We start from the raw sequence: 14,926 nt of genomic DNA, 5'->3' as shown, positions 1-14,926 counted from the left end.
AGGGTAGCATGGCATCATACAACGCGCGCAACCGCGACCCGCTGCTGGACAGCAACATGCAGGCGGCGATCGAGAAACGCAGCAAGGAACTGATCGGCATCGCGCTGATCGTGCTGGGCTTTGCCGCCGCCGCGATGATCGGGTCCTACACCCCGGACGATCCCAACTGGATGGTCTCGACCGACGCGCCGGTGCAGAACTGGATGGGGCGGATCGGCGCCTCGATCGCGGCGCCGCTGTTCATGATCGTGGGCTGGGGCAGCTGGGGCATCGCGCTGGTGCTTATCGCCTGGGGCGTGCGCTTTGCCCTGCATCTGGGCGAAGAACGCGCCGTCGCCCGCCTGATCTTTGCCCCGATCTGGATCGCCGTCGTGTCGGTCTATGCCGCGACGCTGGTGCCCGGTGCCGAATGGCGCGCGACGCACAGCTACGGGCTGGGCGGGCTGTTCGGCGACACCGTGATGGGGGCCTTGCTGACGCTGCTGCCGGTCTCGTCGCATTTCATGGTCAAGCTGATGTCGCTGATGATGGCGGCCGGGATGCTGGCGCTGGGCATTTTCGTTCTCGGCTTCACCACGGCGGACGTGAGGCGTGGCTTCCGCGCGTTCCTGATCGGGCTGGTGATGGCCTATGACCTGCTGATGACCCTGCTGGGCCGGGGCGCTTCGGCCACCGCCCAAGCGGCGCGCGCCCGCCGCGCCCAACGGGCCGAACGCAAGGCGGCCCGTGCCGTGGCGGCCGACGCGGTTCTGGACGACGACGTTGCCTATGTCGACCCGATGGTCGAGGATCCCATGCTTGAAACCCCGGAACCTGCGCCGAAACCGGGTCTGCTGTCGCGGATGCCCGGCCTGATCCGCCGCCCGGAGCCGATGCCGGAACCCGAACTGGTCGAACGCGAGCCGGTGCAGGGCTATGACGAGATGCCCGGCGACGACCGGATCCGCTCCAAGATCGCCGCCGCCGTGCGCAGCCGCAAGGTCGCCGCCGGCGTCATGGAGCCCGAACCCGATCCGACGCTCCCGCTGACCAAGGGGCGAGGACGTGGCCCTGACCCGCTGGTTCTGGACGCCGGACGTCACGGAGAACTGCCGCCGGAACCGCCGGTAACGGCCAGTGCGGGCAATCTGGCCGACCAGATGCAGCCTGACCCTGTGATCGAAGAGGATGACGAGCCGCTTGCCATGTCGCAGCCCCGCCCGGCAGCGATGAAGATCCCGGTGGCCGAGCCACGCAGGCCGGTCGTCGCCCAGCCGGTGCGCCGTGCGCCGCAACCGTCGCGCCGGGCCAAGGCCGAGGCGCAGCCCGGATTGTCGTTCGAGGACAGTGCCTCGGATTTCGAACTGCCGCCGCTCAGCCTGCTGACCAACCCTGTCAGCATCCAGCGTCACCACCTCAGCGACGAGGCGCTTGAGGAAAACGCGCGGATGCTGGAAAACGTGCTGGATGACTATGGCGTCAAGGGCGAGATCGTCAGCGTGCGCCCCGGCCCGGTGGTCACCATGTATGAACTGGAACCGGCGCCGGGCCTGAAGGCCAGCCGGGTCATCGGTCTGGCCGATGACATCGCCCGGTCGATGTCGGCGCTGTCGGCGCGGGTCTCCACCGTCCCCGGCCGTTCGGTCATCGGCATCGAACTGCCCAACGAGAACCGCGAGATGGTGGTGCTGCGCGAAATCCTTGCCAGCCGCGATTTCGGTGACGGCAACCACGCGCTGCCGCTGGCGCTGGGCAAGGATATCGGCGGCGATTCCGTGGTGGCCAACCTGGCCAAGATGCCTCACCTGCTGATCGCGGGGACGACCGGCTCGGGCAAGTCGGTGGCGATCAACACGATGATCCTGTCGCTCTTGTACAAACTGACGCCGGATGAATGCCGCCTGATCATGATCGACCCCAAGATGCTGGAACTCAGCGTCTATGACGGCATTCCGCACCTGCTGTCGCCGGTCGTGACCGACCCAAAAAAGGCGGTTGTCGCCCTGAAATGGGTCGTGGGCGAAATGGAGGACCGCTATCGCAAGATGTCCAAGATGGGCGTGCGCAACATCGCCGGCTACAACGGCCGGGTGAAGGATGCGCTGGCCAAGGGCGAGATGTTCAGCCGCACGGTCCAGACCGGGTTCGACGACGAAACCGGCGAGCCGATTTTCGAGACCGAGGAATTCGAGCCCAAGGCCATGCCCTATATCGTCGTCATCGTCGACGAGATGGCCGACCTGATGATGGTGGCGGGCAAAGAGATCGAGGCCTGCATCCAGCGTCTGGCGCAGATGGCGCGGGCCTCGGGCATCCACCTGATCATGGCGACGCAGCGCCCGTCGGTGGACGTCATCACCGGCACGATCAAGGCCAATTTCCCGACCCGGATCTCGTTCCAGGTGACGTCCAAGGTCGACAGCCGCACCATCCTGGGCGAAATGGGGGCCGAGCAGTTGCTGGGCCAAGGCGACATGCTGTATATGGCCGGGGGCGCCAAGATCACCCGTTGCCACGGGCCGTTCGTGTCGGACGAAGAGGTCGAAGAGGTGGTCAACCACCTCAAACAGTTCGGCCCGCCGGACTATGTCGGTGGCGTCGTCGAGGGGCCGGACGAGGAAAAGGTCAGCAATATCGACGCGGTTCTGGGCCTGAACACGGGTGGCAATACCGACGGAGAGGACGCGCTCTACGATCAGGCGGTTGCCATCGTGATCAAGGACCGCAAGTGCTCGACCTCCTACATCCAGCGCAAGCTGGCCATCGGCTACAACAAGGCCGCGCGTCTGGTCGAGCAGATGGAGGACGAGGGCGTGGTGTCCGCCGCCAACCATGTCGGCAAGCGCGAAATTCTGGTGCCCGAGCAGTGAGGCATTTCCAAACGGGGGCAGAGCACCTATCTGATCTCACATGAAACAGATTGCCTTTGCCCTCGTGCTATCGTTGGCGGCGCCCGCCGCCTGGGCAGCCGACAAGCTGCCGCTTTCCGAGATTTCAAGATACCTGAACAGCCTGACGACCGTCGAGACGACCTTCACGCAGGTGAATGACGATGGATCTCTGAGCACCGGCAAGCTGTGGCTGCAGCGCCCCGGCCGGATGCGGTTTGAATACGACCCGCCGGAACGTGCCGTCGTCGTCGCCAAGGGCGGGACGGTGATCATCCACGATCCCAAATCGAACCAGCCGCCCGAGCAGTATCCGCTCAGCAAGACTCCGCTCTCGATCGTTCTGGCCCGCAACGTGGATCTGGGGCAGGCCAACATGGTCGTCGGTCACGGGTTCGACGGCACCGCTACGGTGGTGACCGCGCAGGACCCGAAAAACCCAGAATATGGCAAGATCGAACTGATGTTCACCGGCGACCCGGTCGAGCTGCGCAAATGGGTGGTGCATGACAGCGCCGGATCACGCACGACCGTGATCCTCGGGCCGCTGACCAAGGGCAACAGCTTCAACCAGAACCTGTTTGTGGACGGGGAGCCGGGCGTCTCGACGGATCGCTGAGGCGCCCGGTCCGGGGTTCAATATCCGCAGAAGGCCAGTTGCTGGCGATACCGCTCGGCGCGGGCATCGACGTCGTCGGCAACCCGCAACAGCCACGACTTTCCGCGATAGGTGCCGCGTGCGTAACCGGCATGACCCTCGTGATAGGCCAGATACTGATTCCGGGTGTCGCTGGGGGGAATGCCGTTCTTTTCCCAGCTCTTGTTCATGTACCAGCCCACGAAATCCGAGGCATCCCGGATGCGGTCCCGCTTGGCCCGACGCTTGCCGGTTTCCTTCTGGTATTGCTCCCAGGTGCCATCCAGCGCCTGGCTGAAACCATAGGCGCTGCTCTGCCGGCCCATCGGAATCACGCCCAGAACGTATTTGTGCGGCGTGCGGGCGTCATGGCGATACTTGCTCTCCTGATAGATCGTCGCCATCTGGACGTGAACCGGAACGCCCCAGCGGCGTTCCGTGGCTTTGAATGCTTTCATGTAGTCGGGGCGCTGCTTGGCGATGCTGCAGGCATCATTGAGATTGCTGGGCGGAGCCTTTGACCCGCCACAGGACGCCAGCAGCAGCACTGCCAACAGTGCGCAAAGAGTTCTGCTCATGTGCCTCTTGCCTTTTTTCGACCAGTTTAACGCATTTCGGACGGCGAGGAAATCACAATTGATACAGGGTCATAGCCTTGATCGACGCCTCAAGTGCCGCAAACTCGGCGCCGAATTCTTCAAACAAACCTGCTTGTTATCCTGTCTCCGGGATACCGAGTTCAGGCACTGTACGAGCCAGGTTCACAGACTGTTTCTTTGAATCTTGGATCAATCAATAGACATTCAGGCCCATTTGGGGGTACCAAGATAGGCGGGGGCTAGTACCATGTTAAAAACGTGTGCCAAGTATTCCTTGGGCCAAGTGGTCCGCCATAAAAAGCACCCCTTCCGAGGGGTGGTTTTCGATGTCGATCCGGAATTCTCCAATACCGAAGAATGGTATCTGGCGATCCCGGAAGACAGCCGGCCGGCGAAAGAGCAGCCTTATTATCACCTGCTCGCCGAGAATGACCAAACCTATTACGTTGCCTATGTTTCGGAACAGAACCTTATCGAAGACCCGTCGGGAGAACCGTTGGACCATCCCGACATTCCCGAAATGTTCGGTCCTTTCCAGGACGGCGCTTATCCGCTGCACGTCCATTTGAACTGACAGGCACGGCCCGGGAATGTCCCGGGGGCCCAATGTATCAATATCCCAGCGCGCAGCCGTCCTTGCGTGGATCGCTGGCACCTTCGAGTGTGCCGTTGTCCCGAATGCGAATGGCCTGTGCGCCGCCGATCGGGGCGGGCGGAACTTCGACCCTGTGCCCGAGATCGGCCAGTTGCTGCCGAACCTTGTCGGAGTACCCTTGCTCTACCTTCAGCATGCCTCCATCGGCAAAGGCGCGCGGGGCGTCGATGGCCGCCTGAAGGCCCATTCCCGCATCCGCAAGGTTGGTCAGGAACCGGGCGTGGCCGTTGGGCTGATAGGCGCCGCCCATTACGCCGAACGGCATCGAAATTCGACCATTCTCACGCAGGAATCCCGGTATGATCGTGTGCATGGGCCTCTTGCCGCCCGCCAGTTCGTTCGGATGGCCCGGCTCCAGCGTGAAGCCGGCCCCGCGGTTCTGGAGAAGGATGCCGAACTTCTCGGAGGCGATACCGGACCCGAAACTGTGGTAGATCGAATAGATCAGGGATACCGCCATCCGGTCGCGATCCACGACGGTGATATAGACAGTATCCTTGTGCACCGCCTCGGTCAGCGGCGCGGCCGCGGGCATAGCCCGTTTCGGGTCGATCAGGGCCGCAAGCCGGGCTGCGGTCTCGGGCGCGAGGAAATGCTCCATCCGCGCCGTGTGGTCGGGATCGGCAATGAACCGGTTGCGCGCGTCATAGGCCAGCTTGGCCGCTTCGGCCTCGATATGGACCCGCTCGGATCCCAGCGGATCCATCGCGGCGATGTCGAAGTGGCTTAGAATGTTGAGCATCAGAATCGCGGTCGCGCCCTGGCCGTTGGGCGGATGTTCGAGCAGTTCCAACCCCTTGTATTCGCCGCTTACCGGTTCGGTTTCCATGCAGCGCGTGGCGGCGAAATCCTCGACCGTATGGCAGCCACCCATCGCGTTGAGCGAAGCGACCATGTCCTCGGCCACCTCGCCGGTGTAGAAGGCATCGCGCCCTTGTCGCGCGATCCTGTGCAGGACCTCGGCCTGCCGAGGTGCGCGGAACATCTGGCCGACCGAGGGAACACGACCGTGGATCAGATAGTGGTTGCGCGCTGCGCCTTGCAGGGCTTCAGCCCCGGGAATCCAGTCGAAGGCCACCCGCGGGGCAACCGGCACACCGCGCTCCGCGTAGTGGATTGCCGGCTGCAGGATGGCTCCCAACTCGAGCCGTCCCTCGGTTTCCGACAGGTGACAGAACGCGTCCACGGCACCCGGCACCGTAATGGCATGCGGGCTACCGATGGGGACACTGGTCAAACCGGCGTCTCTCAACTCCTGCGCATCGGCCGCAGCCGGTGCGCGACCCGACCCATTCAGGGCCCGGATTTTCGTCTCGCCCGGCCGGTTGTACAGCACGAAGCAGTCGCCGCCGAGCCCGGTCATCTGCGGTTCGCAGATTCCCAACAGAACGGCACCAGAGATTGCCGCGTCCATGGCATTGCCGCCGGATTTGAGGATGTCCAATGCCGCCTGCGCGGCCAAAGGGTGGGATGTCGCGCACATCCCCTCTGTCGCCAGCACTTCGGACCGGCCGGGCAAATGAAAATTGCGCATTCTGCTGCTCTCTCCAAGTATTGGCGAGAGCCTAGACGTTTCAACGCCTTTGTCCAGTTGCCGACGCAAAGAGGTCCTCGGCGCTGCTCACTGTTTTGGGGGCTGTGAAACGCAGCGCCGAGGGAAGCTGAAGTGAGCTACCCGAGGATTGTCAGCCTGCTTTTAGGTGAGGTCATGACCTGATTTGGGCCTTATTATGACCAAGTGCCGTGGCGTCCGCGCAGCGCAGATCAAAGCGCAGGTGCAGCCGGTTACTCCCGTCGCGGCGTTCATATCGCACATCTTTGGCCAATTGCCGGATGAGAAACCATCCGAATCCGCCCTCAGGCAAGTCCTGAAGAGGCGTATCTACGCTTGCCGGTTCGCCATCGGGTGGACGCGCGCCGGGCAGCGGTCGGCCCGTGTCCGAGATCAGGATGTCCAGCCGGTTCGGGCCGAAACGGCATTCCACTTGAACCAGAGCGGGCTCCATCCCCGCATAGGCATGCTCCACCACATTGTTGATGGCCTCGGCCAAGGCAATTTTCACGTCGCCCGCACGCTCCTGCGGCAAACCACGGGCCGCGAGCTGTGCGGACAGGTTAGCCAATCCGGCACTCGCAGCGACCTCAACCGCGGGAAAAGAGAGCTCCACTCTGTCCTGGTCGCGCCACAATGCCGGTCATCTCCCGCAGCGAGTCACCCTGCACACTTGGCAATTGCATCGCCGAGAGTGGGGTGCAGGGTAAATACAGTGTCCATGCGCGTCAGTCGGAACACCTTGACAACAACCGGGGTCAGCCCGGCCAATTCCAGGCGGCGATTGCCTCCCAGCTGTTTCATGGACGCCACGATCGCGCCAAGGCCGCTGGAATCGATGAATTGAACTGAAGTCAGATCCAGGATGACCCGGTCCGGCGCGGATTCCGTCTCTACCCGCATCTCCTCCTTGAACCGAATGGCCATTGCCGCGTCGATCCGGTCGGCATTGACCGTGATCACCTGCGTTTGCGCGTGCATGGTGCTGGTCAGGCTCATATATTCATATCCCGTAAAAATTGCTGCGGTTGCGTAGAAATACGCTAGACGGCAAAACTTACCATTCGGTATTCAACCTCGCAGATCAGGAGGAGTTTCGAGATGAAAGAGGTTGTCATTGCCGGCGCTGCCCGCACACCGATGGGCGGGTTCCAAGGCATGTTCGAAGGCGTCAGCGCCGCCGAGCTGGGCGGCACTGCCATTCGGGCCGCGCTCGAAGGGGCTGGGGCCACGACCGTGGACGAGCTGCTGGTGGGCTGTGTCCTGCCCGCGGGACAGGGTCAGGCACCGGCGCGGCAGGCGGGTTTTGCCGGCGGCTTGGGCGAAGAGGTTCCGGCCACCACGCTCAACAAGATGTGTGGCTCGGGGATGAAGGCCGCGATGATGGCCTTCGACCAGATCGCACTCGGCCACGCGGACACCATGATCGCGGGTGGGATGGAAAGCATGACCAACGCTCCCTACCTGCTGCCCAAGATGCGCGGAGGGGCGCGGATCGGCCACAGCCAGGTGATCGATCACATGTTCCTCGACGGCCTCGAAGATGCCTATGACAAGGGCCGCCTGATGGGTACCTTCGCCGAGGATTGCGCCGAAACCTATCAGTTCACTCGCGAAGCACAGGACGAATACGCCCTGCAATCGCTGTCCAATGCCCTGTCCGCACAGGAAACCGGCGCCTTCGACGGCGAAATCTCACCCGTCGCCGTGAAGACCCGCAAGGGCGAGGTCATCTGCGACGCGGACGAACAGCCCAAATCGGCGCGTCCCGAAAAGATCCCGACGCTGAAGCCCGCCTTCCGCAAGGACGGCACGGTGACGGCGGCCAACTCCTCGTCGATCTCCGACGGGGCTGCGGCGCTGGTGCTCGCCTCGGCCGATGCCGCCGAGGCGCAGGGCCTCAACGTGCGTGCCCGCATCGTCGGCCACGCCAGCCATGCCCAGGCGCCGGGCCTGTTCACCACCGCGCCGGTTCCGGCCGCGCGGAAACTGCTCGAACGGATCGGCTGGAGCAAGGACGACGTGGACCTCTGGGAGATCAACGAAGCCTTTGCGGTCGTGCCGATGGCGTTCATGCGCGAAATGGGACTGCCGCGCGACAAGGTGAACGTGAACGGCGGAGCCTGCGCGCTGGGCCACCCGATCGGGGCCTCCGGCGCCCGCATCATGGTGACCCTTCTCAACGCACTTGAAAAGCGCGGGCTGAAGCGCGGGGTCGCGGCAATCTGCATCGGCGGCGGCGAAGGAACCGCCATCGCAATCGAACGGGTGTGACCCTTCACCTTTTGGAAAATACTCCGGGGGTGAATTGAGCCGTAGGCTCAAGAGGGGGCAGCGCCCCCTCCCCCATACACGGGCCCGACCATGACCGCAGACTACGATTCACTTGCAAAAACGATCTCTGCCTTGACCGAGGGCGAAACCGACGAGGTCGCCCTGATGGCCACCGTAACATGCGAGGTCCACCATTCCGACGAGCGTTTCGACTGGACGGGGTTCTACCGTGTGACCGAACCCGGTCTGCTCAAGATCGGCCCCTATCAGGGCGGGCATGGCTGCCTTGTCATCCCTTTCGACAAAGGTGTCTGCGGAGCCGCCGCCCGCACCGGAGAGGTGCAGCTGGTGCCGGACGTGGACGCTTTCCCGGGCCATATCGCCTGTGCGTCCTCCACCCGATCGGAATTGGTTCTGCCGGTTCGCAACGCTGCTGGCGATATCATCGCGGTCTTCGACATCGACAGTGACCAACCCGATGCCTTCACCCAGGCCGATGCCGAGGCGCTGGGCGCAATCCTGTCACGGGTTTTCGCGCGCTAGTTTCGCGTTCGTGCATTGTCCAGGATTTCGCGGGCCGAGCCGAGGCGCGCCTCATAGCATCGTCCCGCCCTGAACCGAACCCAGAGGGACATCCGCGGTAAACGGTGTGCCGGTCAAGGCCAACGCGGCCCAGCTAGACCCGGCAAGCGAAAAAAGCAGGTTGCCAGTTCGCCTCACGTATTCGGTTCAATCGGAAAACAGATAATCGATGCTCATTACTCTCGCCGCCTGCTCTTCTGACACGGACAGAAATTCGGCGATCTTTTCGGTGTTTTCCGACCACGGCGCCGTTTCTCGCAGGAGCCAGTAATGGGAAAAATCCGCGTCGCGGATTCGCTCCGCTTCATGCGCAAGATCATTCCGAATCGTCGGCAGCAACGCGTCGAGCGTGCCCGTCGGCGTGTGCTCTCCGGCGAGGCCGACCCGCCGAGCATGCCCCACCAGGTAGTCATCCGAATACTGGCATTCGATTTCAAGCAGCCGCGTCGTCGCCCTGTCGGAACAGAGATCCTGCATCAGGTCCAGATCAGCGGGGTCGAGGCATAGGACCAGCCTTTCAGTCTCGAAGTGTTCGAACAGCATCCGCACCAGGGCGCGGCGATGTCGTGTTCGCTTGCCGAGCGTCTTTTCGATGCCGCCAAGGTCGGGCAGGCCGGCGCTCTCTTCGTTGAACAGGTATTCGACCGCCGGCACGTCCGTTTCGCGCCGGATCTGATCCACGAGGCGCTTTGCCACGTGCCATTTCTTGCAGACGACCAGCAGCAATTCGCGCCTCGGGCCCAGCGTGCTTTCGGCCTCCCAGAACCGTTTCGCAAAGCGGCGCCCGACCCGGCCACGGCCGGTCAGAAACGTGTACAGGTTCCGCCCCTCGTTCGAGACCCGGAATTCGATGCCCTCGGCCGCGTAGAGCTGGCCGAGCCGCTCCTTGAGTTTCAAGGCTTCCGGGCTGATCTTGCGTGCGAACAGGAAGTCCTGCGCCAACAGCATGTCGTAGTGATCGTTGTAGAACGTCACGGGCATCCCGTAGTCGGAAAACATCAGGAACGTGAGGGTCCGGTTTTCGATCTCGCGTTCCGGGATCAGGTGTCGGACCAACGTCTGAAAAAAGGTCTCGTCCGGTATCCAGGTCGTCAAGAAAAAGAGCATGACGTCCCGGCGAGCGCGTGTGAATTCGAGGATCCGCTCGATCGTCCGGCGCCGCAGGCACCACCATTGGCTGCCGATCATGACCTGGATGTCATGCGGGGTCTCGCGTGCCATGCCGAACCGCTTTTGCAGGTTGTACGAGGTGTAGAACCACCAAGGGTTGTTCCGTTCGTTGAAAAAGTGTCGATAGATCAATCGATCCTTCTTCAGGCCGGTCTTGATCCAATTGCTCTCGAAAAAGTCGTGGCTTTCGATGAAATCCTTGTCATTCTCATCGAGGAACCGGTGTACATATTGCGCCGTCTTGATCGCCATGCAGTCACCGGACAGCATGTAGAAATGCGTCGCAAGCGGGAATGCTTCCACGGCTGCTTCGATCGCGTTCAACGAGGCCCGAACCAGAGACCACTCTCCCCAGCCACATTTGACGCGTTTTCTGGCGAAGGTGACGTTCGGATTGCCGGCCAGCTCGGTCCGGATGCGGCGATAGTCGGCGGGGTTCGCACGGGCGTCGAAATGAATCGACATGCAATCGCCGGCTGCCGTCAGCTGCCCGGCTTGCGCAATGATCGCATCCGGGTTCTTGTGGCACAGCAGGATATAGGCGATCTTTGCCATTTCCGAAACGATGATCTCAGCAACTGCTCATTTCCTGCCCTGATAAAGGCGATGGCCGATTGAATAAACAGAATATTTTTGCTTCCTTGATTTCCAATAAACTGCCAATCAATTTGAGATGCGAAGGGCATAGGAGGCGCGGCGGATGGGTTTTCCCGGCACATGGATGACGGAAAGCGAGAGCATGGTCTATCGCGTCGTGCCGAAATGCGCCTGCTCCACCATCGGCCAGATCATGTATTACTCCGATCACGGCCATTTCTTCGATGGTGATATTCACGATGCGCAGGCAGGGCTGCACAAATGGGCGATGGACGGCAGCCAGGATGCGATTTCGCGGACGGTCAAGGCGCATAGCAGTTTTGCCTTCACCTGCGTCCGGAATCCCTACACCCGGATTCTCAGCTCGTTCTTTGACAAGATCTGCGGCATCCAGCGCAACGGCAAGCGGTATCGCGGAAATCTGGTGCCGAGCCTGATCTACAACTACGGGATCGAAGTCGGCGGGGATGACGGCAAGGGAGAGTTCGACCAGATCCAGAGCTTCCGCCGCTTTCTTCTTTTTGCCCGCGACACCATCCGCTGGCGGCGCCCGATGGATCCGGACATTCACTGGTCATCCATGTCAGGACACGTCTCGACCTTCGTCGTCAATGGCGGGCGTTATGACCGGATATTCTGGACCGAACGGTTCAACGAGGGGATGCAGGATGTTCTCGATCATATCGACACGCCGCATCCGGTGAACCTGTCCGAGATCCCGAGATTCAATGAATCCGAGGGCCACGGACCCAAACGCGCGCATCCTGTCGAGGATTACTTCGACGATCTGTCGATGCATCTCGTCTATGAAATCTACAAACGCGATTTCGAATTGTTCAAATACGATTTCGAGAACCCGGCCAACAAGATGCCGACCGGAGAAATCGATCTGGACGAGATACACGCCAAGCTCGGCGACTGATCCGAAGGATCGAAGAACTCCCGCCCATCGTCAATGTCTCTGACGAGACATCTCCTCTGGTTGGGCCGGGCGCCGCGCTTTGCGCGGCGCCCGGCCCAAGGCTGACGGAGGCATCGGCATCGCCGAAGGGTCCTGTCAGGCGCGGGAGCCCTTCGGGAGAAAGGGGCAGGCCGTCCCGCAACATGCGGGCTGGTAGGGTTCAGGCCTGGCGCACGGCACCCTTTGCCGCACTTGTGGCCAGCTTCGCATAGGCCTTCAGCGCCGTGGACACCTTGCGTTTGCGCGGCTGCGCCGGCTCCCAGCCTTTCGCGTCCTGCGCCTTGCGGCGCTCGGCCAGTTCCTCGTCGGACACGGCCAGGTGGATCGAGCGGTTGGGGATGTCGATCTCGATCGTGTCCCCGTTCTGCACCAGACCGATCTCGCCGCCTTCGGCCGCCTCGGGCGAGACGTGGCCGATCGACAGGCCCGAAGTGCCGCCCGAAAAACGTCCGTCGGTCAGCAGCGCGCAGGCTTTGCCCAGGCCCTTGGATTTCAGGTACGAGGTCGGGTACAGCATTTCCTGCATGCCCGGCCCGCCGCGGGGGCCTTCATAGCGGATCACGACGACGTCGCCTTCCTTGACCTTGCCGGTCAGGATGTCGTTCACCGCCTGGTCCTGGCTTTCGCAGACATAGGCGGTGCCGGTGAATTTCAGGATGTTCTCGTCTACACCCGCGGTCTTCACGATACAGCCATCGCGCGCGATGTTGCCGAACAGCACCGCCAGACCACCATCCTGGCTGAACGCATGTTCCTTGGACCGGATCACGCCGTTCACGCGGTCGGTGTCCAGTTCCTTGTAGCGGTTCGACTGGCTGAAGGCCTGGGTCGTCCGCACGCCGCCCGGCGCGGCCTTGAACAGCTCTTGCGCCTTGGGGTTGTTGGTGACCTTGATGTCCCAGTTGGCGATCGCCTCGGCCATGGTGGCGGAATGCACCGTCCGGCAGTCGTCATGCAGCAGGCCGGCGCGGCTCAACTCGCCCAGGATCGAAAAGATGCCACCCGCGCGGTGCACGTCCTCCATGTGGACGTTTTCGGTGTTGGGCGCGACCTTGCACAGGCAGGGCACCTTGCGGCTGAGCCGGTCCATGTCGGACATGGTGAAGTTCACCTCACCCTCATGCGCGATGGCCAGCAGGTGCAGCACCGTGTTGGTCGAGCCGCCCATGGCGATGTCCAGGCTCATGGCGTTTTCGAAGGCCTCGAAGGTCGCGATCTCGCGCGGCAGGAAGCCTTTTTCATCCAGATCATAATGGCGCTTGGTGATCTCGACGATGCGGCGTCCGGCCTCCAGGAACAGTTCCTTGCGGTCGGCATGGGTGGCCAGGGTCGAGCCATTGCCCGGCAGCGCCAGACCCAGTGCCTCGGCCAGACAGTTCATCGAGTTCGCCGTGAACATGCCCGAGCACGACCCACAGGTGGGGCAGGCGTTTTCTTCGATATGCTGCACCTGTTCGTCGGTATAGGCATCGCTGGCCGCCGCGACCATCGCATCGACCAGGTCGATCTTCTTGACCTCCAGATCGGCGATGTCGATCTTGCCGGCCTCCATCGGCCCGCCCGACACGAAAATGGTTGGAATATTCAGTCGCATCGCCGCCATCAGCATGCCCGGGGTGATCTTGTCGCAGTTCGAGATGCAGACCATCGCATCGGCACAGTGCGCGTTGACCATGTATTCTACGCTGTCGGCGATGATCTCGCGCGAGGGCAGCGAATACAGCATCCCGTCATGACCCATGGCGATGCCGTCATCGACGGCGATGGTGTTGAACTCCTTGGCGACACCACCCGCCGCCTCGACCTCGCGGGCGACCATCTGGCCCAGGTCCTTGAGGTGGACGTGCCCCGGCACGAATTGCGTAAACGAGTTGACGATGGCGATGATCGGCTTGCCGAAATCGTCGTCGCCCATTCCGGTGGCGCGCCACAGGCCGCGGGCACCGGCCATGTTGCGGCCATGGGTCGAAGTTCTGGATCGGTACATTGGCATGATGCTGTTTCCCTTTTGCCCCGGTTGCAAAACCAAGGTTTCGTGCGTTATAGCGCACGTAACATATGTGCGCTATAACGCACAAGGGGAAACGCAAGGCCAGATCATGGAATCAGACGACATCACTCTGAAACTGCGCGACGTGCGCGCTGCCGCGGGCCTGAGTCTGTCCAAGGCGGCCGAACTGACCGGCGTCAGCAAGGCCATGCTGGGCCAGATCGAGCGCGGCGAATCCAGCCCCACCATCGCGACGCTGTGGAAGATCGCCAAAGGGTTCCAACTGCCGTTGAGCGCCTTGATCGGCACCAGCGCCCTGCGCGACCCGGCGGATGCGGCCCGGTTCCGCACCGTGACCTTCCCAGGCAGTCTGAAGGTCAAGATTGTCTTTCCCTTTGATCCGGTGTTGGGGGCCGAGACCTTTCACGTCGAACTGGACAGCAACCAATGCCACGAATCCCCCGCCCATGCCGCCGGCGTGACCGAGGAAGTTTTTGTGTTGAACGGCTTGCTTGAGGTGCTGCGGAACGGCGAATGGGTGCCGCTGAACGCGGGCCAGGGGTTGCGCTTTCCGGCCGATCTGCCGCATGGATATCGCGCCGGGCCCGAGGGCGCGGCATTCTTGAACATGCATCACTACGGACACCGGCCCGCGACCGCCGCGGCCGGTTGATGCGGCAGAAGGAGGCAACCCGATGACGGAATTCCTGAACGGCCTGACGCTGGCCGATGCCATCGGGTCTTTCGGGGCGCTGATCGTGGTTGCGGCCTATTTCGCCACCCAGATGCGGATGATGAACTCCGACGATCTGGCGTTTCCGGTGGTGAACCTCGTCGGCTCGGTGCTGATCGTCTATTCGCTGCTGCAGAATTTCAATCTGGCCTCGATGCTGATCGAAGGCTTCTGGATCGCGATCAGCATGGTGGGGATCGTTCAGTATTTCAGACTGCGCCGAGAACCGTGACGCCTGCGGCATCCTACCCCCCTTCTGCGCCGTTCTCACCTTGAATCAATATCCGCTGAAGTATAGGGAAAACCCTG

At 62.2% G+C, this 14,926-nt stretch carries 14 protein-coding genes; 8 read left to right on the top strand and 6 right to left on the bottom strand.

Features of this window, described 5'->3' with window-relative positions; genetic code table 11:
• The first annotated feature begins 8 nt into the window (after nucleotides 1-8).
• Nucleotides 9-2,849: a DNA translocase FtsK gene (locus AVO45_RS04840; RefSeq protein WP_068344808.1), complete on the top strand. Its 2,841-nt coding sequence runs from the start codon at nucleotides 9-11 to the stop codon at nucleotides 2,847-2,849.
• A gap of 40 nt (nucleotides 2,850-2,889) precedes the next feature.
• Nucleotides 2,890-3,486 carry a LolA family protein gene (locus AVO45_RS04835; RefSeq protein WP_068344807.1) on the top strand — a complete coding sequence of 199 codons (597 nt, stop codon included), beginning with the start codon at nucleotides 2,890-2,892 and terminating at the stop codon, nucleotides 3,484-3,486.
• A 17-nt stretch (nucleotides 3,487-3,503) separates the two neighbouring features.
• On the opposite strand, the gene AVO45_RS04830 is transcribed toward AVO45_RS04835, so the two are convergent.
• Nucleotides 3,504-4,082 carry a transglycosylase SLT domain-containing protein gene (locus tag AVO45_RS04830; protein ID WP_068344806.1) on the bottom strand — a complete coding sequence of 193 codons (579 nt, stop codon included), beginning with the start codon at nucleotides 4,080-4,082 and terminating at the stop codon, nucleotides 3,504-3,506.
• Nucleotides 4,083-4,350: 268 nt separating this feature from the next.
• Here AVO45_RS04830 and hspQ point away from each other — a divergent pair, with 268 nt between their 5' ends.
• Entirely contained in the window at nucleotides 4,351-4,677 is a 327-nt protein-coding gene (hspQ, locus tag AVO45_RS04825; RefSeq protein ID WP_068344805.1) for a heat shock protein HspQ, read from the top strand.
• 37 nt (nucleotides 4,678-4,714) lie between these two features.
• On the opposite strand, the gene AVO45_RS04820 is transcribed toward hspQ, so the two are convergent.
• From AVO45_RS04820 to AVO45_RS04810, 3 genes are all read right to left on the bottom strand, one after another.
• Nucleotides 4,715-6,292: a gamma-glutamyltransferase family protein gene (locus tag AVO45_RS04820; protein WP_068344804.1), complete on the bottom strand. Its 1,578-nt coding sequence runs from the start codon at nucleotides 6,290-6,292 to the stop codon at nucleotides 4,715-4,717.
• Between the two features lie 172 nt (nucleotides 6,293-6,464).
• Nucleotides 6,465-6,881: an ATP-binding protein gene (locus tag AVO45_RS04815; protein WP_240482072.1), complete on the bottom strand. Its 417-nt coding sequence runs from the start codon at nucleotides 6,879-6,881 to the stop codon at nucleotides 6,465-6,467.
• An 89-nt stretch (nucleotides 6,882-6,970) separates the two neighbouring features.
• Nucleotides 6,971-7,309 carry an STAS domain-containing protein gene (locus tag AVO45_RS04810; protein ID WP_068344802.1) on the bottom strand — a complete coding sequence of 113 codons (339 nt, stop codon included), beginning with the start codon at nucleotides 7,307-7,309 and terminating at the stop codon, nucleotides 6,971-6,973.
• 102 nt (nucleotides 7,310-7,411) lie between these two features.
• Between AVO45_RS04810 and AVO45_RS04805 the strand changes: the two genes are divergently transcribed.
• Together AVO45_RS04805 and AVO45_RS04800 are read left to right on the top strand one after the other, a co-directional pair.
• Nucleotides 7,412-8,584, top strand: a complete 1,173-nt coding sequence (locus tag AVO45_RS04805; RefSeq protein ID WP_068344801.1) for a thiolase family protein — start codon at nucleotides 7,412-7,414, stop codon at nucleotides 8,582-8,584.
• A 90-nt stretch (nucleotides 8,585-8,674) separates the two neighbouring features.
• Nucleotides 8,675-9,127 (top strand): GAF domain-containing protein, encoded by a 453-nt coding sequence (locus AVO45_RS04800; protein WP_068344800.1) that lies wholly within the window; start codon nucleotides 8,675-8,677, stop codon nucleotides 9,125-9,127.
• Nucleotides 9,128-9,313: 186 nt separating this feature from the next.
• Here AVO45_RS04800 and AVO45_RS04795 read toward each other — a convergent pair whose 3' ends face one another.
• Nucleotides 9,314-10,891 carry a DUF5928 domain-containing protein gene (locus tag AVO45_RS04795; RefSeq protein WP_068344799.1) on the bottom strand — a complete coding sequence of 526 codons (1,578 nt, stop codon included), beginning with the start codon at nucleotides 10,889-10,891 and terminating at the stop codon, nucleotides 9,314-9,316.
• 145 nt (nucleotides 10,892-11,036) lie between these two features.
• Here AVO45_RS04795 and AVO45_RS04790 point away from each other — a divergent pair, with 145 nt between their 5' ends.
• Nucleotides 11,037-11,855 (top strand): sulfotransferase family protein, encoded by an 819-nt coding sequence (locus AVO45_RS04790; RefSeq protein ID WP_068344798.1) that lies wholly within the window; start codon nucleotides 11,037-11,039, stop codon nucleotides 11,853-11,855.
• A gap of 199 nt (nucleotides 11,856-12,054) precedes the next feature.
• Here AVO45_RS04790 and ilvD read toward each other — a convergent pair whose 3' ends face one another.
• Complete coding sequence (gene ilvD / locus AVO45_RS04785) at nucleotides 12,055-13,887, bottom strand: dihydroxy-acid dehydratase (RefSeq protein WP_068344797.1); 1,833 nt, start codon at nucleotides 13,885-13,887, stop codon at nucleotides 12,055-12,057.
• Between the two features lie 106 nt (nucleotides 13,888-13,993).
• Between ilvD and AVO45_RS04780 the strand changes: the two genes are divergently transcribed.
• On the top strand, nucleotides 13,994-14,557 hold the full coding sequence (locus AVO45_RS04780) for a helix-turn-helix domain-containing protein (RefSeq protein WP_068344796.1): 564 nt from the start codon (nucleotides 13,994-13,996) through the stop codon (nucleotides 14,555-14,557).
• Between the two features lie 22 nt (nucleotides 14,558-14,579).
• Nucleotides 14,580-14,849, top strand: a complete 270-nt coding sequence (locus tag AVO45_RS04775; protein ID WP_068344795.1) for a CBU_0592 family membrane protein — start codon at nucleotides 14,580-14,582, stop codon at nucleotides 14,847-14,849.
• Nucleotides 14,850-14,926 lie beyond the last annotated feature (77 nt).

This window comes from Ruegeria marisrubri (assembly GCF_001507595.1).
Classification (GTDB): Bacteria; Pseudomonadota; Alphaproteobacteria; order Rhodobacterales; family Rhodobacteraceae; genus Ruegeria; species Ruegeria marisrubri.
This window is presented reverse-complemented; position numbering and strand designations above follow the sequence as displayed.